This window comes from Caulobacter sp. CCG-8 (genome assembly GCF_037402475.1).
Lineage (GTDB): Bacteria > Pseudomonadota > Alphaproteobacteria > Caulobacterales > Caulobacteraceae > Caulobacter.
Window position 1 is genome coordinate 110,589 of sequence record NZ_JBBEUD010000006.1, and the last position, 19,681, is coordinate 130,269.

The window sequence follows — 19,681 nt, forward strand, 5'->3', positions numbered from 1 at the left end:
AGATGACAGCCGGAAGAGCGGTGGCCCTAAACCCGCAAATCCGCGGTCACCGGGGCGTGGTCGCTGGGACGTTCCCATTCGCGCACCGTGTCGTGGACCTTCGACGACACCTTGCCGTCGACGATCGCCGCGTCGCGCAGGCCGGGGCTGGCCAGGATGTGATCCAGGCGCAGGCCGCGGTTGGACTTGCGAAAATCGGCGGCGCGGTAGCTCCACCAGCTGAACAGCTTTTCCGGCTCGGGCACAGCCAGGCGCGGCAAATCCAGCAGGTCCATCGACTTGATCATCGCGTCGAAGGCCTCGAGCTCGGCCGGCGTGTGGCTGACGACCTTCAGCATCTGGCGGTGACTCCAGACGTCGTTCTCGCCGGGCGCGATGTTCAGGTCGCCGGTGACGATCAGCGGCGCCTTGGGGTCACGCTTCTTCAGGGCCGCGGTCAGGGTCTCATAGAAGTCGAGCTTGTGGTCGAACTTCGGATTGCCGACGCGATCGGGCGTGTCGCCGCCGGCCGGGATGTAGAAGTTCTGGATGTCGACCCCGGCCACCTTGACCGCGACGCACCGGGCATGACCCTCGCGGCAGTTCATCAGCGTCGGCACGTCCTCGAAGGGCAGGCGCGAGGCGATGGCCACGCCGTGCCAGCCCTTCTGGCCCATGATCTTGATGTGCGGCAGGCCCATGGCGACGAAGGCCTCGCGCGGGAATTCCCCCTCCTGGCACTTGATCTCCTGCATGCAGAGCACGTCGGGGGCCTGCTCGTCGACGAAGCGGGCGGCCTGCTCGGCGCGCAGGCGGACGGAATTGACGTTCCAGGTGGCGATACGGAGGCGCATGCCGTTCCTCTAGAGCTTCGAAACGGCCGGCGACAACGAAAAACGCCCAGAGGCCGGAGCATCTGGGCGCCGAACCAAAACGAAAAACGCCCAGACACGAAGTGTCTGGGCGAAAGTCGGGTCTCTCATGCCGCCGCCGGGAGGGGATAGGTCCGGCACGGTTGCGAAGGGCGGGTCGGGCGCTCTTCGCCATGCGTGTTAAATCTGCCACGGCGAGAATCTAAGTCAAGAACAATCGCGTTAACATCTTGCATGTTGTGAAATTGTCGCATTTCGGCCGCGTCGAACGGCCAAAATACAACTAGGGCTTGCCGACGCGACGACGGGGGTCATTCAGGACGAACAGTTTCGGATCCAGGCCGGACGTCTTTTCGAAGTCCACCAGACGCACGCGGGTCTCCGCGCCCTTGGCGTCGGTGACGGTCCAGCCGACGAGGTCAGGGCCGCTGCTGAAGTTCAGCTCGATGCGGCCGCGGGTTTCCTTCTTGGCGTCCACCGCCTGGATGCTGAAACCGTCCGCCAGCTTGCGCACGCCGGTGATGGTCACGCCGCGGTCCAGCCGCACCTCGCGGGCCAGCAGCAGCACCAGGGGCGTGCGGCTGAGCGGATAGCTCTCGAAGGTCTTCAGCCGGGGGTCGGAGATGTTGACGCTGCTGCCGTTGCTGACCACCAGCAGGCCGTTGGGGCCGTCATAGGCGAAGCGGGCCTTGCCGGGACGCTGCAGGTAGAAGGTCCCCTGGGTCTGGGTCCCGCGCGCGTCGGTCTGGATGAAGCGCCCCTTGGCCGAGCCGAGGGTCTGGATATAGGCCGTGGCCTTGTCGACCAGCGCCTGGTCCTCGGCCGAGAGCTTGGCGGCCGCCGTCTGGGCGGCGAACGCGGGCGCGGCGGCCAGGGCGAGGCCGGTGGCGAGGATCAGGCGGCGGGTCGTGTTGGTCATGCGATCTCCTAGACGTCAACCTTTGCCCTGAGCGTGCGACGAGCGAAAGGCTCTCGCGCGACCATTTTCCGGCGCTCCGATGAAGCGCCGTTCAGGTTCGGGAGGTTGGAGGCGAAAGAAACGCCGTCGGACGGCCGAGGTTTCAGGCGGTGGGACGGTCCTACTTCTTGGCGTCCTTGACCGCGCCCTTCAGGTCGCCCTGCTTCACGTTGCCGGCGACCTTGTCTTCCTTGCCCTGCGCCTTCAGGTCCTTGTCGCCGACGACCGTCCCGAGGCCGGATTCGACCTTGCCGACGGTTTCCTGCTTGCGCCCGGCTTCCCTGTCGCAGGCGCTCAGGCCCGCCACGGCGATCACCAGGGTCAGGGCGAGGAACGGCGTGCGCGGTCGGGTCATGGGCGAGGCTCCGTGGGCGATGATCGGACGCGACGACCTCGGCCGTCACGCGCCTACAACGCAAGCGGAGCCATAAACGATCCGGCCGCGCCGGGCCGCCCCTACATCGGCGGCGGGGGCGGCGCCAGGATCTCGCGCTTGCCGGCGTGGTTGGCGGGGCCGACCACGCCCTCCTTCTCCATCCGCTCCATCAGCGAGGCGGCGCGGTTGTAGCCGATCTGCAGGCGGCGCTGGATGTAGCTGGTCGAGGCCTTGCGGTCGCGGGTGACCACGGCCACGGCGTGGTCGTAGAGGTCGTTGGCCCCGCCCTCGCCCGCGAAGGCGCCCTCGATGGCCTCTTCCTGCTCCTCGTCGCCGCCGGCGGTGACTTCGTCGAGATAGTTGGGGATGCCCTGGTCGCGCAGGAACTTGGCCACGGCCTCGACCTCGCCGTCGCTGACGAACGGGCCGTGCAGGCGGGTGATGCGGCCGCCGCCGGCCATGTAGAGCATGTCGCCCTGGCCCAGCAGCTGCTCGGCGCCCTGCTCGCCCAGGATGGTGCGGGCGTCGATCTTGCTGGTGACCTGGAAGCTGATCCGGGTCGGGAAGTTGGCCTTGATGGTGCCGGTGATGACGTCGACCGACGGGCGCTGGGTGGCCATGATCAGGTGGATGCCGGCGGCGCGGGCCATCTGGGCCAGGCGCTGGACGGCGCCTTCGATGTCCTTGCCGGCCACCATCATCAGGTCGGCCACCTCGTCGATGACCACCACCAGATAGGGCATGGGCTCGGGGCGGATCTTCTCGGTCTCGTAGATCGGGCGGCCGGCGTCGTCGAAGCCGGTCTGGACGGTCCGCTCGAAGTGCTCGCCCTTCTCCAGGGCCTCGTTGGCCTTCTCGTTGAAGCCGCCGATGTTGCGCACGCCGATCTTGGACATGCGGCGATAGCGGTCCTCCATCTCGCGGACGGTCCACTTCAGCGCCACCACGGCCTTCTTCGGATCGGTCACGACCGGGGCCAGCAGGTGCGGGATGCCGTCATAGACGCTGAGTTCCAGCATCTTCGGGTCGATCATGATGAAGCGGCACTTCTCGGGCGGCAGCTTGTACAGGATCGACAGGATCATGGCGTTGACGCCGACCGACTTGCCGGAACCGGTGGTGCCGGCGATCAGCAGGTGGGGCATCTTGGCCAGGTCGGCGATGTAGGTGTCGCCGCCGATGGTCTCGCCCAGGGCCATGGGCAGGTTGTGGCTGGCGCGCTCGTAGTCGGCGCTGCTGAGCAGGTCGCGCAGATAGACGGTCTCGCGGCGCTGGTTGGGCATCTCGATGCCGATGGCGTTGCGGCCCTGGGCCACGGCCACGCGGCACGAGATCACGCTCATCGAGCGGGCGATGTCGTCGGCCAGGGCCACGACGCGGGCGGTCTTGGTGCCGGCGGCCGGCACCAGCTCGTACATGGTCACGACGGGGCCGGGGCGGATCTGGTCGATCTGGCCGCGCACGCCGAACTCGGCCAGCACGCTTTCCAGCAGGCGGGCGTTCTGGCGCAGGGCCTCCTCGTCGAACTCGGCCGAGCGCGGCTTGGGCTTGGCCAGCATGGCCAGCTCGGGCAGCTGGAAGCCCTCGGCCTCGAAGTCGAAGGCCTTCTGCTGTTCGCGCTGCTCGCGGTTGTTGGACTTGGCGGGCGTCTTGGGCTGGGCGATGGCCAGGGGCCGCGGCTCGAAGCTGGGCTCGAAGTCGTCGTCGTCCTCCACCGGCGGCGGGGCGGCCTTGGCGGCCTTGCGCGGCGCCACGGCGGCGGCGGCCGCCTGGGGTTCGACCTCGATCACCGGGGCCGGAGCCTTGCGCGGCGCGCGCGGACGGGCGGCGGGTTCGGGGGCGGCGACGGGCTGCGGCGCGGGCGCGCGCTCGCGCGGCTGCATCAGGCCGTGGACCATGTCGCCGATCGCCTCGGGATCGATGCGGCGCACGCCGATGGCGTAGCCCAGGGCCACGGCCGCGCCGATCGCCAGCAGCAGGGCGGCGATCAGGTGGGCGCCGGGCAGGCGGGCGAAACCCAGTAGGCCGGCCAGCAGGTTCAGCACGCCGTCGCCCCAGAACCCGCCCAGACCCTTGGCCAGCGGCCAGGCGACCGGCTTGGGCGGCGCGGCCAGCAGGCCGGCCAGGGCCAGCAGCCCCAGGCCGCCGACGGCGGCGCGGACCCGCAGGTCGCGGCGGTGGGCGGCCGGGTCGGGCTGGGTGACGCGCGACATGCCGAACACCAGCATCAGGGCCGCGGCCATCCAGCCGGCCAGGCCCATCGACTGCATGACCACGTCGGCCAGGGCCGCGCCGGCTCCGCCCAGGGCGTTGGTGGCCGGCTGGCCGGTGGCGGCGTTCAGGCTGGGATCGGCGGCGTTGTAGGTGGCGACCGACAGCAGGAGGCCCGCGCCGACCACGCAGATCACCCCGCCCCGGAACCGCGCCGACCACGGCTGGGCCCAGCCGTACCGCACCGCGTCCCAGACCAGTTCAACGCTCGATCGCCGCGCCGCTCGCGCCATCAGAAGTCACCTTGCACTCGTAGACTCCCCTGTTTTGCCGCAAGAGGGTTAAGGCGTATTTACGATGATCGGGTTTGCCTGTGGTTTGAGGTCGCGTCGGAGGGTGACGAACTTGGCGAGGATACTGGCGTCGATCTTCGGGAGCCTGGGCCTCGTGGCCTTCATGATCCCGGCCGTCCTGCAGTTCACGGCGGCGGTGGGCCATGCCGATCCGGCTACCGGCCGCCTCTACGGTCTGCCCCTTAAGGGCACGACCTTCTATTTCACGCACCTGAACGCCCTGCTGTACCGTCACGCGAGCCATGTGGCCCCGGTGCTGGTCCTGCTGTTCGCGCTTTGCGTCCTTCTCCAGATGCGGGAAGACCGCCGCGGCGTCGACGTCGGCTAACAGGTCTCGGAATAGAACAAAAAGAGAACATACGTCCGGACTCGTCGTGGGCGGGAGTCATCCTGGCGCGTAACCCGCCGCTGTTGGCGGGTCAGTTGGACGCTTGGTCATGGACAAGGAGCTTTTGAGTCAGTTGCCGATCATCCTGTCGGCGGTCGCGGGCGTGTTCACCGCCTTGGCGACCTTGGTGTGGGCGTTCCGGCGACGGCCTTGATCGTCGCCGGAACCGCGTCCTCAGGCCGTGCCGAGATAGTCCTTCTTGCCGACTTCGACGCCGTTCTTGCGCAGGATCGCGTAGGCGGTGGTCAGGTGGAAGAAGAAGTTCGGCTGGGCCTGGGTCTGCAGATAGGCCAGGCCCTTGACCACGCTGGTCTCGCCGCGCCGCGTCAGGGTGATGTCGCGATCCTCGGCGCCGTCGAACGCCGCCGGGTCCAGGCCCTCGACATAGGCGATCGCGCGATCGACCCGGGCGATCAGGTCGCCGAAGCCGGTCTCGACGTCGTCCCAGGCGGGAACCTCCTGGCCAGCCAGGCGCGCGGCGCAGCCCTTGGCGAAGTCGGTGGCGATCTGCACCTGGCGCAGCAGCGGGAACATGTCGGGGAAGAGCCGCGCCTTGAGCAGGGCGTCGGGGTCCAGCTTGCGGGTCTCGACGTGGGCGGCGGCCTTGGCCAGCACGCCCTTGAGGCCCTTCAGCCCCTGGACGAAGACGGGAACGCTGGCCTGGTGGATGGTGATCGACATGGAAGCTCCGGGGGATGAGGCCGGGCCGGTCTAGCCTGCGTCGCGGAAGCGGCAAAGCGGGACCGGACGGAACGGGCCCGCCGCGTCGGGGTTTCTCAGGGGTTCAATTCACTCCCCTCAGGAGCCTTCCCATGAAAGTCAGCGACGCCATGACCAGCCAGGTCAGCACCGCCGCCCCCACCGACAGCGTGCGCAAGGTCGCCCAGGTGATGGCCCACGTCGAAACCGGCGCCGTGCCGATCGTCGAAGGCGGCAAGGTCGTCGGCCTGGTCACCGACCGCGACATCGTCCTGCGCGTGGTCGCCGAGGGCCGCAGTTTCGACAGCCCCATCTCCGAGGCGATGAGCGAGGGCGAGGTCCAGAGCGTCAAGGAGGACGACGTCCTGGCCGACGCCACCGCCAAGATGGCCAACCACCAGATCCGCCGCCTGGTCGTGCTCAACGAGGCCGGGAACCTGGCCGGCATCCTGTCGCTGGGCGACGTGGCCAAGGACTACGGCGCCAAGCAGGTGGGCCGGACGCTGGAGGAGATCTCGCAGGAAGGCGGCGAGACCTCGGCGGCCCACTAGGGTCGCTTCAAGGCCCGGGCCAGCGGGGTGATCTTCGACCACTCGAAGGGGATCACCACCGGGCCGTCGCCCACCGGCGCGCCGTCGAGCGCCTTTTCCGGCGCCACCATCATGTCGGCCACGGCCAGCATCGCCTTTTGCGCGGCGGGCGTCGGATCGCCGCTCGCGACGCATTGGGTCAGCCGCCTTTCGGCCGAGACCCGGCACTGGAGCAGGCTGACGCCGGCCGTCATGTCGACGCCGTCCAGGGCCGGCAGGGTCAGGGCCAGCCAGGGCTGCTGCTTCCACTCCAGTGCGTGCAACGCACAGAACTGGTCCGGCTTTTCAGCGGTCGGGCACGGGACGGCGTTGCGGGTCTTCGGCGCGACGCCGAGGGTCAGCACCATGGCGTTGCTGCCGGCGAGGAAACTGCTGGACGGCGGCCGCCTGTTCTGGTCGGCGAAGATGATCGGCACGATGGCCCGGTTGCGGGTCGGATCGGTGACATCGACCGTCTTCGGATCGACGCGGAAAATGCGGCCCAGCTTCAGGGCGGCTTCCCCGAATGCGTAGCCGGTCGGGAATTCGTCGACCACGCGGCAGTGGTCCAGCAAACCCTTGGCCGTCACGTCGCAATCGATGATCCCGCGGCCGACGACGGAGTCGCGCGCGGCGTTCTCCGGATAGTATTTGGCCATATCCCGGCCGGTCGGCTTGTGCAGCCAGTCCGACCCCATGGGCCAGTTGGCTTGAGGATCGGCATGAGTCTGGCCCGACGCGAGCGCGGCGACCGCCGCGACGATGAAGATGGTGCTGCGCGCCATGGAATCCCCCGAAGCGGCGAAACTGTACGGCTTCGACAGGGAAGACAATCCTGGGTCGTTCGGGTTCGCGGCCCGTTGCACGAAAAAGGGCGGCCCCGTCGGAGCCGCCCTTTCCGTATCTCGAAGGCTTGGAAAGCCTACTTCAGCGAGCTGTCGATGCCCTTGCAGGCTTCCATCAGGCCCTGGACCGAAGCGACCGAGGCGGCGAACATCGCCTTCTCGGCGTCGTTGGTTTCGAACTCGACGATCTTCTCGGCGCCGCCGGCGCCGATGACCACCGGCACGCCCACGTACAGGTCCTTCAGGCCGTATTGGCCGGTCAGGTAGGTGGCGCAGGGCAGGACGCGCTTCTTGTCCTTCAGGTAGCTGGTGGCCATGGCGATGGCCGATTCAGCCGGGGCGTAGAAGGCCGAGCCGGTCTTGAGCAGGGCGACGATCTCGCCGCCGCCCTTGCGGGTGCGCTCGACGATGGCGTCCAGCTTCTCCTGGGTCAGCCAGCCTTGCTTGACCAGCTCGGGCAGCGGCAGGCCGCCGACCGTCGAGTGACGGACCATCGGCACCATGTCGTCGCCGTGGCCGCCCAGGGTCCAGGCATGGATGTCTTCCACAGACACGCCGGTGGCTTCGGACAGGAAGTAGGCGAAGCGGGCCGAGTCCAGGACGCCGGCCATGCCGATGACCTTTTCCTTCGGCAGGCCCGAGAACTGCTGCAGGGCCCAGACCATCGCGTCCAGCGGGTTGGTGATGCAGATGACGAAGGCGTTCGGGGCGTGGGCCTTGATGCCTTCGCCGACGGCCTTCATGACCTTCAGGTTGATGCCCAGCAGGTCGTCGCGGCTCATGCCCGGCTTGCGCGGCACGCCGGCGGTGACGATGCAGACGTCGGCGCCGGCGATGTCGGCGTACTCGTTGGCGCCCTTCAGGGCCACGTCCTTGCCGAACACGGCCGAGGCTTCGGCGATGTCGAGCGCCTTGCCCTGGGGCGTGCCCTCGGCGATGTCGAACAGGATCACGTCGCCCAGCTCTTCACGAGCGGCGATGTGGGCCAGGGTGCCGCCGATCATGCCGGCGCCGATAAGGGCGATCTTCGCGCGAGCCATGGGGTCTCCATCAGGCTTGTTGGACAAGAAATGTCGCGGCGGGGTCTACGCCCGCAAAGGCTCGGCCTCAAGCCCTCTTTGAAGCCCTCTTTCCCCTTTCGCTGCGGTGCGGCAAAACGGCATGAACAACGATAAGGAGGCTTGGCCGTGAGCAAGACCGATCCGGGACGGTTTTTCGAGGATTTCAGGCTCGGCCAGGTGATCGTCCACGCCACCCCGCGCACGGTCACGGCCGGCGACGTGGCGCTGTATACGGCGCTGTACGGGCCGCGTTTCCCGCTGTTCTCGTCCGACGTCTTCGCGCGCGACTGCGGGCTGGAGACCGCTCCGGTCGACCCGCTGGTCGCCTTCCACGTGGTGTTCGGCAAGACCGTCCCCGACATCAGCCTGAACGCCGTGGCCAACCTCGGCTACGCCGAGGGCCGGTTCCTGGCCCCGGTGCATCCGGGCGACACCCTGTCGGCGAGGTCCGAGGTGATCGGGCTGAAGGAGAACTCCAACGGCAAGACCGGCGTGGTCTATGTGCGCACCACCGGGACCAACCAGCGCGGGGTGGCGGTGCTCAGCTATGTACGCTGGGTGATGGTGAGGAAGCGCGACCCCGCCGCGGTGGTCGAGGGGCAGTCGGTCCCGGACCTGGCCGCCGCCGTGGCCGCCGCCGATCTGGCGCCGCCCCCGGGGCTGGACTTCAAGCGCTACGACTTCGCCCACGCCGGCGCCCCGCACGCCTTCGAGGACTACGAAATTGGCGAGAAGATCGACCATGTCGACGGCATGGCCGTCGAAGAGGCCGAGGCCCAGATGGCCACGCGGCTGTGGCAGAACACCGCCAAAGTCCACTTCAACCAGTTCGAACGGGCCAAGGACCCTTCCGGCCGGCGGCTGGTCTATGGCGGGGTGGTGATCTCCACCGCCAAGGCCCTGTCGTTCAACGGCCTGCAGAACGCCGGACTGATCCTGGCCATCAACGGCGGGCGGCACGTCAGCCCCTATTTCGCGGGCGGCACGGTGTTCGCCTGGTCGCAGGTGCTGGACAAGGCCGACCTGGGTCCCGGCGTCGGCGCCCTGCGCCTGCGGCTGGTGGCGACCGTGGATCGTCCGTGCGGCGACTTCCCGGACAAGGACGAGGCCGGGGCCTATGCGCCGGGCGTGATCCTGGACCTCGACCATTGGGCGGCGGTCCCGAAGCGCCATGGCTGAGTTCGTCCTCGATCCGGCTTTCGTCGCCACCGCCGCCGAGCTGGGCGACCTGCCCCTGTGCCACGCCCGCCTGCAGCTGGACGCCCGCTATCCGTGGGTGGTGCTGATCCCGCGCCTAGGCGGCGCGCGCGAACTGGAGGACCTGTCGGTCGCGGCCCGCGCGCGGCTGATCGAGGAGACCGTGCTGGCCGGGGCGGCGGTCCGCGCCGTGGGCGAGGTGCTGGGCCTGGCGGTCGACAAGCTGAACGTCGGCGCCCTGGGCAACGTCACGCCCCAGCTGCACGTCCACGTCCTGGGCCGCCGGGTCGGCGATCCCGCCTGGCCGGGGCCGGTGTGGGGGCATTCGCCCGCCCAAGCCTACGAGGCTGCTGTGATGACACGGGCCCTGGCGGCGGCGCGGGAAGCGCTGGGCCTGTAGAGCCAACGCACATCGCCTCCGTCATCCCGGGCGCCGGGATGACGGAGGAAGGCGGAGCTTCGCGGACGGGCTCTTCGATCAGAGCGACAGCCCGCCGTCGGCGGTCAGACTGGCGCCGGTGACGAATCCGGCCTCCTCGCGGACCAGATAGGCGACCAGCCCGGCGATCTCGCGGGGCTCGCCCATCCGCGCCAGCGGGATCAGCGGCCGGACCATCTCGACATAGTCCGAGGTCATGTCGGTCAGGGTGGGGCCGGGCTGGATGTTGTTGACCGTGATGGCGCGCGGGGCCAGGTCGATGGCCGCGCCCTTGACCAGGGCCGCCACGGCCGCCTTGGTCATGGCGTAGGTGCTGCTGCCCGAAAACCCGATGCGGACCGCGACGTTGCTGCCGATGGTGACGATCCGGCCGCCGTCGGAAAGGTGCGGCGCGGCGTGGTGCAGGGCGGCGAACACCCCGCGGATGTTGATCGCCACCATGCGGTCGAAGTCCTCCAATCGGACCTCGTCGATCCTGCCGCGCTGCAGGATCCCGGCGTTGACCACCAGGATGTCCAGCCGACCGAAGCGGGCCAGGGTCTGGTCGACGGCCGCCTTGATCTGGTCGGCGTCGGCGCTGTCGGCCCGGACCGCCAGAGCCGTCCCGCCCTTGGCCTCGATCGCCGCCCGCAGGGTCTCGGCGTTCTCCGGCGAGCTGGCGTAGGTGAAAGCCACCTGGGCTCCGTCGGTCGCCAGGCGCTCGACGATCGCCGCGCCGATGCCGCGCGAGCCGCCTAGCACGAGGGCGACCTTGCCCTGTTGTTCTCGTTCCATCGGATGTCTCTTTCTTGACTGATCGGTCCGTAACGAGGCGGCCTTAGGGCATTATGGATCGTTCAGTCAAGAACATTCTGGACAGATCGGTCAAATATGCTAGGAAGGCGCATGGCCAGACCGATGGAATTCGATCGCGACGAGGCGCTGGCCTCGGCGATCAAGGTGTTCTCCAGCCACGGCTACGAGGGCTCGTCGACCGCGACCCTGCTGGAGCAGATGGGTATCGCCCGCCAGAGCCTGTACGGCGCGTTCGGCGACAAGCGCCGCCTGTTCCTGGAGGCGCTGAAGCGCCACAACGCCGAGAGCCTGGCCGAGATCGTCGCGCCGCTGGACGCCGACCTGCCGTGCCTGGAAGCGATGGAGGCGTCGCTGCTGGCCTTCGCCCGTCCGGGGGCCGATCCGCAGAAGGGCTGCCTGGGCGTCGGCTCGGTGGCCGAGTTCGGCCGCGCCGATCCGGACATCAACGCCATCAACGACGCCAGCGGCCAGGCCCTGCGCGCGGCCTTGGCGCGGCGCCTCCGGGCGGGCGTCGCGGCGGGCGAGGTGGCGGCCGATATCGATCCCGACCAGGCCGCGGCCTTCCTGCTGACCGTGCGGTCGGGCCTGAAGATCGCCGCGCGCGGCAACGCCGACCGCGAGGATCTGCGGGCGATGGTCGCGATGGCCTTGCGCGGCCTGCGCCCAGCCTAGCGCTTCTTCTTCTTGGTCGAGCTCTTCGAGGTCGCCTTGCCCTTGGCCGAGCCCTTACCCTTCGAGGTGACGGCCTTGCCCTTCGCGCCCTTCTTGCCTTTGGCGGTGGTCGCCTTGCCCTTGCCGGCCTTCTTGGCGGCGGCCGCGCACTTGGCCTTGGCCGCCTTCAGGGCCTTGCCCTTCTTGCCCTTGGTCGGACAGGCGGCGGTTTTGGCCGGCGCTTCGGCCGCGACGCGGGGCGCGGCGGGACGCGGGGCGCCCCAGATCACCGGGCCCCGGCCGGTGGGGACGTAGCCGGGCGGCAGGGTGGCCTGGGCCACGCGATGGGCGGTGACCAGGGTCTCGGCCCCGTTCTCGTTGAGCTTGCCGCTCCACGACCCGTCGCCGCGCGGCGTCAGGTCCAGGGTGGCCAACTGGCCCGGGCGCGGCGAGAACCGGGCCAGGAAGCCGCCGTACGAGCGGTCGACGAAGTCGATCAGGCCGGTGGAGCCCACCGTCCCGGGCCGGCGCACGTCGCGCCAGGCGCCTTCCAGCCCGTCATAGCCGCCGACCTTGTCGACCAGCTGCAGCCGGTAGAGGGCCGCGCCGTCCGGCCCCTCGATCGACCAGCCGCCGTCCAGCGGACCCTGCAGGCCCTGGGCGGCCAGGATCGAGCCCTTGACCCGCAGGTCGTAGGCCTCGGCCATCGGCACGTAGCCGCCCTGCGGAATGGCGTGGTTGGGATCGATCTCGTCGGGATCGCGCCCGGGGATCGGCAGGATGGTCGGCTTGTGCGGCGGGGCCGGCGCCTGGGGCGCGGCGTCCTCCTCGTCGGTGGTCTGGGGACCGCTCTGGGCGATCAGGTCGGCCAGGGGATCGACGGCCTGGTCGGCCGAGACCGGCGCGTCGGCGGCCGGCGGGGCGGGCACGAGCGGCGTGGCGTTCGGATCGGCGGGCGCGGCTTGGACAGGCGCGGCCTGGACCGGCGCGGTCGTGACCGGCGCCTCCTGAGCCAGGACGGGAGCGGCGGAGAAGGCCAGCAGGGAGATCAGGAGCGCGCGCATCAGGCTTCCGGTCTAGGCGGCCGAGCGTTCGGCGATGGCGGCGGCCACCGCCACCAGCCGTTCGGCCTGGACCAGGTGCAGGCGCTCGGCCATCCGGCCCTCGACGCGCAGGGCGCCCTTGCCGGCGTTCTCGGGCGCGGCGAAGGCGGCGATCACCGCCCGGCTCCAGGCGATCTCGTCGGCGGTGGGCGAGAAGACCCGGTTGCAGATCTCCAGGTGCTTGGGGTGGATCAGCGTCTTGCCGTCGAAACCGAAATCCACCGCCTGGCCGCAGACCGCCTCCAGGGCGGGAAGGTCCTCGATGTCGTTGTGCACCCCGTCCAGGACGGTCAGGCCGTGGGCCCGGGCGGCGGCCACCGACAGCGACAGGATCGGCAGGAAGGCCTCGCGGCCCGGCGTCTGGCGGGCCCGCATCTCCTTGGCCAGGTCGTTGACCCCCATCACCCAGCCGGTCAGGCGGGTGGTCTTGGACGCCGCGGCGATCTCCCACAGGTGGAAGGCGGCCTTGCAGGTCTCGATCATGGTCCAGAGCCGGGTGTGGGCCGGGGCTGCGTGCAGGGCGGCCTGGTAGGCGTAGACGTCGGCCGCGTCGTTGACCTTGGGGACCAGCACCGCGTCCGGCCCGGCCTCGGCGACGGCCTTCAGGTCGGCCTCGCCCCACGGGGTGTCCAGGCCGTTGGTGCGGACGACGATCTCGCGCGGGCCGAAGCCGCCGGCCTTGACCGCGGCGACGGCGGCTTCGCGGGCGGCGTCCTTCATGTCCGGGGCGACGGCGTCCTCCAGGTCCAGGATGATCACGTCGGCGTCCAGCGTGCGCGCCTTCTCCACCGCCTTGGCGTTGGAGGCGGGCATGTAGAGGGCGCTGCGGCGCGGCCGGGCGAGATCGGACATGAGGCTCCCTTAGTCTCGTTCCTCCCTCTTAAGCATCTGAACGCCGCCGCCGGAAGTCGTCACACGTCTTAACAGCGGAACGGTGTCCAGATTCCCCAGAACGGGGTTAAGCTCGCGCCATGACCACGCGCTACGACGACAACGCCAAGAACGTGCTGGGCCAGGAGCTCCAGCCCTGCTCGCTGAACCCGGTGACGGGCTTCTACCGCAACGGCTGCTGCGAGACCGGGCCGCACGACCTTGGCCTGCACACGGTGTGCGCGGTGATGACCGAGGAGTTCCTGGCCTTCTCGGCGGCCACAGGCAACGACCTGTCGACCCCGCGCCCGGAATACGCCTTCCGGGGCCTGGTCCCCGGCGACCGCTGGTGCCTGTGCGCCGGCCGCTGGAAGGAAGCCCTCGACGCCGGCGTCGCCCCGCAGGTGGTGCTGGAGGCGACGCACGAGGAGATGCTGGCGGTGGTCCCGCTGGGCGTGCTGAAGGATCACGCGGTCGCGTGATCGCCTCGGCCGAGGAGTTTGTCCGCCTGAGGACCAGTCAGGAGCCGGCCGACTATCACCGCGCCGCTCACGAGCCGGCGGGCACGGCGATCTGGCTGGAGGTGATCGCCCGTTACCCTGGAATGAAGCCGTGGGTGGCGCACAACAAAACCGTTCCGCTGGAAATCCTGCGTGTGTTGGCCGAGGACGCGGATCATGACGTGCGGTTCGCGGTGGCCACGAAACGCAAGCTCGACGGGCCGCTGTTCGACCGACTGTCGCGTGATCGGGATGAAGGCGTCCGCGCGCGCATCGCCCGCAATCCCAATACGCCCGCCGAAATTCGCCGACGCTTGATGGACGATCCATCGCCGCTGGTCGCTGAAGCCGCGCGCGAAACAGCCTGAAACCGTTTCGGCAGGCGCGGAAGACTCAGACCAGCGGCTTCAGTTCCCCCAGCATCGTCGGGATCAGCTCCGACACGGTCGGGTGGATGTGCACCGCGCGCTGGATCACCGTGTAGGGGGCCTTGGCGTACATCAGGTCGACCATGCCGTGGATCGCCTCGTCGCCGTTCAGGCCCAGGATCGCCGCGCCGAGGACCTGCTTGGTCTCGGCGTCGACCACCACCTTCATGAACCCTAGCGTCTCGCCCTTCTCGACCGCCCGGCCGACCCGGGTCATCGGGCGTTGGCCCACCAGCAGCGGCCGGCCCGTGGCGCGGGCCTCGGCCTCGGTCAGGCCCACCCGACCCAGGGGCGGGTCGATGAACAGGCCGTAGCAGGTGATGCGGTCGGTCACCTTCCTCGGATCCTTGTCCAGCAGGTTGGCGGCGATGATCTCGAAGTCGTTGTAGGCGGTGTGGGTGAAGGCGCCCTTGCCGTTGCAGTCGCCCATGGCCCAGACGCCGGGATTGGTCGTCTTCAGCTGGTCGTCGACCACCACGTAGCCGCGCTTGTCCAGCTCGACCCCGGCCTTCTCCAGGCCGAGGTCGTCGGTGTTGGGCTTGCGGCCGATGGCCAGCAGAACGTGCGAGCCGATGACCTGCGGCGCGCCCTCCTCGCAAGTGACATGGACGCAGACGCCCTCGGGACAGGGCGCGAAGCTGATGCACTCCGACTTCAGGCGCATGTTCACGCCCTCGGCCTCGAGGATCTCGCGCACGGCGTCGGAAATCTCCGGGTCCTCGCGGCCGATCAGGCGCGGGCCCATCTCGACCACCGTCACATCGGCGCCGAAGCGCCGGTACATCTGGGCGAACTCCAGGCCGATATAGCTGCCGCCGACGATCACCAGGTGTTTCGGCAGGGCCTCGACCTCCATCATCCCGACATTGGTCAGGTAGCTGATGTCGTCCAGGCCAGGCATGGGCGGAGCGTTGGCCCGGCCGCCGACATTGAGGAAGATCTTCGGCGCGGTCAGCAGCTCGTCGCCCACGCGGACGGTGTCGGGGCCTTCGAAGCGGGCGTGGCCCCGGAAGACCGTGCAGCCCTTCATGCCGCCCAGCCACTTTTCCAGATTGCCCCGAGCGTTGAGGGTGACGGTCCGGGCGCGGTCGTGGATGCGCTTCATGTCGACGCCGACCTCGCCGCCGCCCAGCGTCACCCCGTACTCGGCCGATCGCCGGGCCAGGTGGGCGGCGTAGGCGCTGGCCACCAGGGTCTTGGTCGGCATGCAGCCGGTGTTGACGCAGGTGCCGCCGACGTCCTTGCGCTCGACCAGGGCGACGGTCCAGCCGGCGTCGGTCAGCCGCCCGGCCAGGGACGGTCCGGCCTGGCCGGCGCCGATGATGATGGCGTCGAACCCCTGGGCGGTGTCGGAGGCCATGACGTGATCCTACTTGGTGGCCAGGACGATCAGGGCCGCGCCGCCGACGGCGACCACGTCCTCGATCAGGGCGGCGGGCAGGTCCTTGCCGAAGGCCTTGGCCAGGCGGGCGCGGACGTCGGCCCCGCCCAGGGTGCCGATCACCGCCCCGATGGCTCCGGCGATCGCGCCGCCGATCCAGGCCCCGCCCAGCATCCCGATGGCGGCGCCGCAGAAGGCTCCGCTGGCGATGCGCGTGCCGAACTGCACCGGGACCTTGCGGCTGGGGGTCTTGGGCAGCTGGTCAGCGACCAGCTCCAGCACGGCCAGGGCGGTGAACACCCAGGTGGCGATGGAGCCCCCCAACCACGCCAAAGGCGTGCCTTGAAGCGGTATCAGGCCCAGATGCGCGCCCCAGGCGGCGGCGGCGGGAGCGGTCAGGGCCCGAAGGCCGGCCACCACCCCGATCAGCAGGGCGAACAGGTAGAGCGACATGCGTATCTCCGGTTGCGGCGAGCGTCGCCTTGATCTGGCGCGCCGCCCGATCAAACCGCAAGGCCGAACGCTGTTCTTGGACGTTTAAGCTCCGCCTGGGCCCGGGCTTCAGCTCATCGGGAACTCGGCCTCCAGGCGATAGACCGAGCCGTGCTTGGTCTGCCAGCTGGAATAGAGGCCGAAGCGGTCCACCCGGAACGCCGGCGAGCGCAGCAGGTTGTGGCCCTGGATCCAGGCGGCGACCTCGGGGACCGGCGGGCGCTTCAGATAGGCCAGGGTGACGTGCGGGCGGTAGGCGCGGGTCTCGGGCTTCAAGCCCACGCGGCGGGCGGCGGCCTCGTTGGCGTGCTGCAGGCGGGCCAGTTCCGGACTGTCCTCGACCCCGGCCCAGACGGCGTGGATGTCGTCGCCCTCGCCGAAATGGCCGGCCCCGGCCATCCGCAGGTCGAAGGCCGGGACCTGGATCTTGGCCAGTTCCTCGGTCAGGTCGGCCGCGTCGGGCTCGGGCACGTCGCCGACGAAGCGCAGGGTGATGTGAAAGGCCTCGACCGGCCGCCAGTGGGCGCCGTCGATGCCGTACTGGCGCGGGACCAGGTCTTCGGCGAGGTCACGCGGGATGGCGATGGCGGTGAACAGGCGGATCATGGGGCGAACTTAGCGGACGGCCCTCGGTGGACAAGGGCGGGCGGCGACCGCGTCCGACGGTTGCGGGACCGCCCCGGCGCTGCTAGCTCCGATCCCAGGGGTTTGGGGGCATGAACATGAAACGACTGTCGTGGGGCGCGGTGTTTTTCGCGTCGGCCTTGGGTCTCGGCGCGGCCGCGGCCAATGCAGCGCCGGCCAAGATCATCACGCGTCCCGATTGGGCGGTGAAGCCGACCGGCGACGACATGGAGCGCTTCTATCCCGCCAAGGCCAAGGCGGAGAACGTCTCGGGGCGGGCGACGATCGCCTGCGAGATCACCGCCGAGGGCGCCCTGGTCGACTGCAAGGCCAAGAACGAGAGCCCCAAGGGCTACGGCTTCGGCGAGGCGGCGGTGTCGCTGGGCGGAATCTTCCAGATGAAGCCCAAGACGGTCAACGGCGAGCCGGTGGGCGGCGGCACGATCACCATCCCGATCGTCTTCCTGGCCCCGCCGGAGCAGCCGGGAATCGGCGACATGGCCATGGTCCTGACGCGCATCGGGACCCAGCCGGCGGTCGTGGCGCCGTCCGTCGAGGCGGCCGACACGCCGAAGGCGCCGGTCATTCCTTGTCCCGATGGGACGGGCATGTGCCAGGGCCACTTCTTCATGTGGCTCCAGAAGCCGACGGCGAAGCAGAACAAACGTCTGGTGGCGGCCGCCCAGCGATCCGAGGGCACGACCTTCGCCCAATGCACCGTCACCACCGAAGGCCTGCTGGACGGCTGCCAGTTCGGCGGAGACGACTACACGCCGGCCACCGAGAAGGCGATGCGCGACGCCATGGGCTTGCTCAAGGCGCCCTTCAAGACCGCCGACGGTCTGGCGACGGCCTCCACGACGGTCGTCGTCATGTTCCCGTGGGACTGGCTGACCGGCAAGAAGACGGAAGACACCCCCTAGGCCGCCCTACGGACAGGGGTTCGGCTGCAGGGCGTGCAACGCGTTGACCGCCTTCTCCATCTCCTCGGTCCAGGTCAGGTCGAAGGCGGCGATGTCGGTCTTCAGCTGGTCCATCGAGGTGGCGCCGATGATGGTGGCGGTCACGAACTCGCGGGTGTCGCAGAACTTCAGCGCCAGCTGGGCCGGGTCGAGGCCGAAATGGGCGGCCAGGTCGACATAGCCGCGGATCGCCGGCTCGGCGCCAGGGCCCTCGTAGCGCTGCATGCGGTTGTAGAGCGCCTTGCGCGAGCCCTCGGGCAGCTTGCCGTCCAGGTACTTGCCGGTCAGCTGGCCCTGGGCCAGGGGCGAATAGGCCAGCAGGCCCACCTGTTCGCGCATGGCGATCTCGGCCAGGCCGTACTCGAAGGTGCGGTTGGCCAGGTGATAGGCGTTCTGGATCGAGGCGATGCGCGGCAGGCCCTTGGTTTCGGCCTCGGCCAGGAAGCGCATCACGCCCCAGGGGAACTCGTTGGAGACGCCGATCGACCGGATCGTCCCCTTCTTCACGTGGGCGTCCAGCGCCTCGAGGATGTCGCCGAACGCCTCGAAGTCCTGTTCGTAGTCCTTGAAGGTCTGGCCGCCGAACACCCGCACCGGCCGGTCGGGCCAGTGCAGCTGGTAGAGGTCCAGATAGTCGGTCTGCAGGCGCTTGAGCGATTGCTCGACCGCGTAGTCGATCTGGGCCTTGGTCTGGCGGGTGGGGCCGCCGTCGGGGCGCATCCACGACAGTCCGCCGAACGCCGCGCCCCGGCCGGCCACCTTGGAGGCCAGGACGATCTCGCCGCGCTTGCCGGTCTTCTTCAGCCACGAGCCGATGTAGCGCTCGGTGTTGCCCTGGGTCTCGGGATTGGGCGGGCTGGAATACATCTCGGCGGTGTCCCAGAAGGTCACGCCCTGGCCCAGGGCGTAGTCCATCTGTTCATGGGCCTCCGCCTCGCTGTTCTGCGAGCCCCAGGTCATGGTGCCCAGGCAGCAGCGCGAGACCTGGATGCCGGTCCGGCCGAGTTCCACGTAATCCATGTGATCCCCATCGATAGATGCGCGGGACCTGAATAGAGGCTGTCGCCCGCCGCAGAAAGCGCAACATCTTGCATGATCCTGGCGCGGCCCCGATATTCGGGGAGCGTCCAAGCACGGGCGCGATGCTTTTTGCGAAGGGCTTTACCCCGATGAGCGACTTCAACCGCGGCTACGCGCGCTCGATCCCCGCGGATCGCGCCGACATGTCGGTTGACGCCGGCCTGCGTAGTTTCATGCTCGGCGTCTACAACAAGGTGGCGTTGGGTCTTCTGCTGTCCGCCGCCCTGGCCTTCCTGACCACCGCCTACGCGCCGGTGGCCAACCTGCTGTACGTCCTGACCCCGGACGGCCGCCTGGCCGGCTTCACGGTGCTGGGCATGGTGCTGCGGTTCGCGCCGCTGGCCATGATCCTGGTGTCGATCTTCGCCATGCGCAATCCGACCGCCCGCTCGTCCGGCGCGCTCTACTGGGCGCTGGTGGCCTCGATCGGCGCGGGCCTGGGCCTGTGGCTGCTGGTCTATCAGGTCCAGTCGGTGTTCACGACGTTCCTGGTCACCGCCATCGCCTTCGGCGGCCTCAGCCTGTTCGGCTACACCACCAAGAAGGACCTGACCGGCTTCGGCAGCTTCCTGCTGATCGGCCTGATCGGCCTGGTCCTGGCCTCGCTGGCCCAGGTGTTCCTGCAGCTGCCGGGCCTGAGCTTCATCATCAGCATCGTCGGCGTGTTCGTCTTCGCGGGCCTGATCGCCTACGACACCCAGAACCTGAAGATGACCTACTACCAGCTGGGCGGCGACCGCCAGTCGATGGCCGTGGCCACCAACTACGGCGCGCTGCGGCTCTATCTGAACTTCATCAACCTGTTCCAATTCCTGCTCAGCATCTTCGGCAGCCGCCGATAATCGCGG

At 69.2% G+C, this 19,681-nt stretch carries 23 protein-coding genes; 9 read left to right on the forward strand and 14 right to left on the reverse strand.

The window, feature by feature from the left end:
* Positions 1 to 26: 26 nt before the first annotated feature.
* From WAE60_RS07510 to WAE60_RS07525, 4 genes are all read right to left on the reverse strand, one after another.
* A complete protein-coding gene (locus WAE60_RS07510; protein WP_337685610.1) occupies positions 27 to 833 on the reverse strand; it encodes an exodeoxyribonuclease III in 807 nt (268 codons plus the stop codon).
* Positions 834 to 1,134: 301 nt separating this feature from the next.
* Positions 1,135 to 1,770 carry an outer-membrane lipoprotein carrier protein LolA gene (locus WAE60_RS07515; RefSeq protein ID WP_337685612.1) on the reverse strand — a complete coding sequence of 212 codons (636 nt, stop codon included), beginning with the start codon at positions 1,768 to 1,770 and terminating at the stop codon, positions 1,135 to 1,137.
* A 160-nt stretch (positions 1,771 to 1,930) separates the two neighbouring features.
* A complete protein-coding gene (locus WAE60_RS07520) occupies positions 1,931 to 2,164 on the reverse strand; it encodes a CsbD family protein (protein WP_337685613.1) in 234 nt (77 codons plus the stop codon).
* 101 nt (positions 2,165 to 2,265) lie between these two features.
* Positions 2,266 to 4,689 (reverse strand): DNA translocase FtsK, encoded by a 2,424-nt coding sequence (locus WAE60_RS07525; protein WP_029909879.1) that lies wholly within the window; start codon positions 4,687 to 4,689, stop codon positions 2,266 to 2,268.
* 112 nt (positions 4,690 to 4,801) lie between these two features.
* Between WAE60_RS07525 and WAE60_RS07530 the strand changes: the two genes are divergently transcribed.
* Positions 4,802 to 5,077: a hypothetical protein gene (locus tag WAE60_RS07530; protein WP_156035628.1), complete on the forward strand. Its 276-nt coding sequence runs from the start codon at positions 4,802 to 4,804 to the stop codon at positions 5,075 to 5,077.
* 234 nt (positions 5,078 to 5,311) lie between these two features.
* On the opposite strand, the gene WAE60_RS07535 is transcribed toward WAE60_RS07530, so the two are convergent.
* A complete protein-coding gene (locus WAE60_RS07535; protein ID WP_337685614.1) occupies positions 5,312 to 5,818 on the reverse strand; it encodes a DUF1993 family protein in 507 nt (168 codons plus the stop codon).
* A gap of 131 nt (positions 5,819 to 5,949) precedes the next feature.
* Here WAE60_RS07535 and WAE60_RS07540 point away from each other — a divergent pair, with 131 nt between their 5' ends.
* Positions 5,950 to 6,387, forward strand: coding sequence for a CBS domain-containing protein (locus WAE60_RS07540; protein ID WP_029909869.1), 438 nt, complete (start codon positions 5,950 to 5,952; stop codon positions 6,385 to 6,387).
* Here WAE60_RS07540 and WAE60_RS07545 read toward each other — a convergent pair.
* Positions 6,384 to 7,190, reverse strand: a complete 807-nt coding sequence (locus WAE60_RS07545) for a TonB family protein (RefSeq protein ID WP_337685615.1) — start codon at positions 7,188 to 7,190, stop codon at positions 6,384 to 6,386. The two genes, WAE60_RS07540 and WAE60_RS07545, sit on opposite strands and share 4 nt — an antisense overlap.
* Before the next feature lie 137 nt (positions 7,191 to 7,327).
* Positions 7,328 to 8,290: a malate dehydrogenase gene (gene mdh, locus WAE60_RS07550; RefSeq protein ID WP_029909863.1), complete on the reverse strand. Its 963-nt coding sequence runs from the start codon at positions 8,288 to 8,290 to the stop codon at positions 7,328 to 7,330.
* Positions 8,291 to 8,437: 147 nt separating this feature from the next.
* On the opposite strand from mdh, the gene WAE60_RS07555 reads away from it, so the two are divergent.
* The gene (locus WAE60_RS07555; protein WP_337685616.1) at positions 8,438 to 9,490 is read left to right on the forward strand and encodes a MaoC family dehydratase; all 1,053 of its coding nucleotides are present in this window, start codon (positions 8,438 to 8,440) and stop codon (positions 9,488 to 9,490) included.
* The gene (locus WAE60_RS07560; protein WP_337685617.1) at positions 9,483 to 9,908 is read left to right on the forward strand and encodes an HIT domain-containing protein; all 426 of its coding nucleotides are present in this window, start codon (positions 9,483 to 9,485) and stop codon (positions 9,906 to 9,908) included. Before WAE60_RS07555 ends, WAE60_RS07560 begins: the two co-directional genes overlap by 8 nt.
* Before the next feature lie 78 nt (positions 9,909 to 9,986).
* Here WAE60_RS07560 and WAE60_RS07565 read toward each other — a convergent pair whose 3' ends face one another.
* Positions 9,987 to 10,721: a 3-oxoacyl-ACP reductase family protein gene (locus WAE60_RS07565; RefSeq protein WP_337685618.1), complete on the reverse strand. Its 735-nt coding sequence runs from the start codon at positions 10,719 to 10,721 to the stop codon at positions 9,987 to 9,989.
* A gap of 111 nt (positions 10,722 to 10,832) precedes the next feature.
* On the opposite strand from WAE60_RS07565, the gene WAE60_RS07570 reads away from it, so the two are divergent.
* Positions 10,833 to 11,414 (forward strand): TetR/AcrR family transcriptional regulator, encoded by a 582-nt coding sequence (locus WAE60_RS07570; RefSeq protein WP_337685619.1) that lies wholly within the window; start codon positions 10,833 to 10,835, stop codon positions 11,412 to 11,414.
* Here the strand turns inward: WAE60_RS07570 and WAE60_RS07575 are convergent.
* Both WAE60_RS07575 and WAE60_RS07580 read right to left on the reverse strand, forming a co-directional pair.
* Positions 11,411 to 12,457 carry a hypothetical protein gene (locus WAE60_RS07575; protein WP_337685620.1) on the reverse strand — a complete coding sequence of 349 codons (1,047 nt, stop codon included), beginning with the start codon at positions 12,455 to 12,457 and terminating at the stop codon, positions 11,411 to 11,413. The genes WAE60_RS07570 and WAE60_RS07575 overlap by 4 nt on opposite strands.
* Before the next feature lie 12 nt (positions 12,458 to 12,469).
* On the reverse strand, positions 12,470 to 13,348 hold the full coding sequence (locus tag WAE60_RS07580) for a CoA ester lyase (RefSeq protein ID WP_337685621.1): 879 nt from the start codon (positions 13,346 to 13,348) through the stop codon (positions 12,470 to 12,472).
* Between the two features lie 119 nt (positions 13,349 to 13,467).
* On the opposite strand from WAE60_RS07580, the gene WAE60_RS07585 reads away from it, so the two are divergent.
* A complete protein-coding gene (locus tag WAE60_RS07585; RefSeq protein ID WP_029909842.1) occupies positions 13,468 to 13,848 on the forward strand; it encodes a DUF2237 family protein in 381 nt (126 codons plus the stop codon).
* Complete coding sequence (locus WAE60_RS07590; RefSeq protein ID WP_337685622.1) at positions 13,845 to 14,234, forward strand: hypothetical protein; 390 nt, start codon at positions 13,845 to 13,847, stop codon at positions 14,232 to 14,234. Before WAE60_RS07585 ends, WAE60_RS07590 begins: the two co-directional genes overlap by 4 nt.
* Before the next feature lie 25 nt (positions 14,235 to 14,259).
* Here the strand turns inward: WAE60_RS07590 and WAE60_RS07595 are convergent, their stop codons facing one another.
* The 3 genes from WAE60_RS07595 to thpR all read right to left on the reverse strand — a co-directional run bounded on the left by WAE60_RS07595 (position 14,260) and on the right by thpR (position 16,773).
* Entirely contained in the window at positions 14,260 to 15,654 is a 1,395-nt protein-coding gene (locus tag WAE60_RS07595) for an FAD-containing oxidoreductase (protein WP_337685623.1), read from the reverse strand.
* A gap of 9 nt (positions 15,655 to 15,663) precedes the next feature.
* Complete coding sequence (locus tag WAE60_RS07600; protein WP_337685624.1) at positions 15,664 to 16,128, reverse strand: DUF4126 family protein; 465 nt, start codon at positions 16,126 to 16,128, stop codon at positions 15,664 to 15,666.
* Positions 16,129 to 16,236: 108 nt separating this feature from the next.
* Positions 16,237 to 16,773, reverse strand: a complete 537-nt coding sequence (thpR, locus tag WAE60_RS07605) for an RNA 2',3'-cyclic phosphodiesterase (RefSeq protein WP_337685625.1) — start codon at positions 16,771 to 16,773, stop codon at positions 16,237 to 16,239.
* A 116-nt stretch (positions 16,774 to 16,889) separates the two neighbouring features.
* Here thpR and WAE60_RS07610 point away from each other — a divergent pair, with 116 nt between their 5' ends.
* Complete coding sequence (locus tag WAE60_RS07610; protein WP_337685626.1) at positions 16,890 to 17,714, forward strand: energy transducer TonB; 825 nt, start codon at positions 16,890 to 16,892, stop codon at positions 17,712 to 17,714.
* 6 nt (positions 17,715 to 17,720) lie between these two features.
* Here the strand turns inward: WAE60_RS07610 and WAE60_RS07615 are convergent, their stop codons facing one another.
* Positions 17,721 to 18,773, reverse strand: coding sequence for an aldo/keto reductase (locus WAE60_RS07615; RefSeq protein WP_029909833.1), 1,053 nt, complete (start codon positions 18,771 to 18,773; stop codon positions 17,721 to 17,723).
* 149 nt (positions 18,774 to 18,922) lie between these two features.
* Between WAE60_RS07615 and WAE60_RS07620 the strand changes: the two genes are divergently transcribed.
* The gene (locus WAE60_RS07620) at positions 18,923 to 19,675 is read left to right on the forward strand and encodes a Bax inhibitor-1/YccA family protein (protein ID WP_029909828.1); all 753 of its coding nucleotides are present in this window, start codon (positions 18,923 to 18,925) and stop codon (positions 19,673 to 19,675) included.
* Positions 19,676 to 19,681 lie beyond the last annotated feature (6 nt).

Excerpts from the sequence above, each read along its gene's own strand:
- WAE60_RS07565 (WP_337685618.1), bottom strand. The coding sequence starts at position 10,721 with ATGGAACGAGAACAACAGGGCAAGGTCGCCCTCGTGCTAGGCGGCTCG.
- WAE60_RS07595 (WP_337685623.1), bottom strand. The coding sequence starts at position 15,654 with ATGGCCTCCGACACCGCCCAGGGGTTCGACGCCATCATCATCGGCGCC.
- WAE60_RS07520 (WP_337685613.1), bottom strand. The coding sequence starts at position 2,164 with ATGACCCGACCGCGCACGCCGTTCCTCGCCCTGACCCTGGTGATCGCC.
- WAE60_RS07525 (WP_029909879.1), bottom strand. The coding sequence starts at position 4,689 with ATGGCGCGAGCGGCGCGGCGATCGAGCGTTGAACTGGTCTGGGACGCG.
- WAE60_RS07615 (WP_029909833.1), bottom strand. The coding sequence starts at position 18,773 with ATGGATTACGTGGAACTCGGCCGGACCGGCATCCAGGTCTCGCGCTGC.
- WAE60_RS07580 (WP_337685621.1), bottom strand. The coding sequence starts at position 13,348 with ATGTCCGATCTCGCCCGGCCGCGCCGCAGCGCCCTCTACATGCCCGCC.
- mdh (WP_029909863.1), bottom strand. The coding sequence starts at position 8,290 with ATGGCTCGCGCGAAGATCGCCCTTATCGGCGCCGGCATGATCGGCGGC.
- WAE60_RS07510 (WP_337685610.1), bottom strand. The coding sequence starts at position 833 with ATGCGCCTCCGTATCGCCACCTGGAACGTCAATTCCGTCCGCCTGCGC.
- WAE60_RS07585 (WP_029909842.1), top strand. The coding sequence starts at position 13,468 with ATGACCACGCGCTACGACGACAACGCCAAGAACGTGCTGGGCCAGGAG.
- WAE60_RS07515 (WP_337685612.1), bottom strand. The coding sequence starts at position 1,770 with ATGACCAACACGACCCGCCGCCTGATCCTCGCCACCGGCCTCGCCCTG.
- WAE60_RS07610 (WP_337685626.1), top strand. The coding sequence starts at position 16,890 with ATGAAACGACTGTCGTGGGGCGCGGTGTTTTTCGCGTCGGCCTTGGGT.
- WAE60_RS07535 (WP_337685614.1), bottom strand. The coding sequence starts at position 5,818 with ATGTCGATCACCATCCACCAGGCCAGCGTTCCCGTCTTCGTCCAGGGG.
- thpR (WP_337685625.1), bottom strand. The coding sequence starts at position 16,773 with ATGATCCGCCTGTTCACCGCCATCGCCATCCCGCGTGACCTCGCCGAA.
- WAE60_RS07560 (WP_337685617.1), top strand. The coding sequence starts at position 9,483 with ATGGCTGAGTTCGTCCTCGATCCGGCTTTCGTCGCCACCGCCGCCGAG.
- WAE60_RS07600 (WP_337685624.1), bottom strand. The coding sequence starts at position 16,128 with ATGTCGCTCTACCTGTTCGCCCTGCTGATCGGGGTGGTGGCCGGCCTT.
- WAE60_RS07540 (WP_029909869.1), top strand. The coding sequence starts at position 5,950 with ATGAAAGTCAGCGACGCCATGACCAGCCAGGTCAGCACCGCCGCCCCC.
- WAE60_RS07570 (WP_337685619.1), top strand. The coding sequence starts at position 10,833 with ATGGCCAGACCGATGGAATTCGATCGCGACGAGGCGCTGGCCTCGGCG.
- WAE60_RS07575 (WP_337685620.1), bottom strand. The coding sequence starts at position 12,457 with ATGCGCGCGCTCCTGATCTCCCTGCTGGCCTTCTCCGCCGCTCCCGTC.
- WAE60_RS07545 (WP_337685615.1), bottom strand. The coding sequence starts at position 7,190 with ATGGCGCGCAGCACCATCTTCATCGTCGCGGCGGTCGCCGCGCTCGCG.
- WAE60_RS07620 (WP_029909828.1), top strand. The coding sequence starts at position 18,923 with ATGAGCGACTTCAACCGCGGCTACGCGCGCTCGATCCCCGCGGATCGC.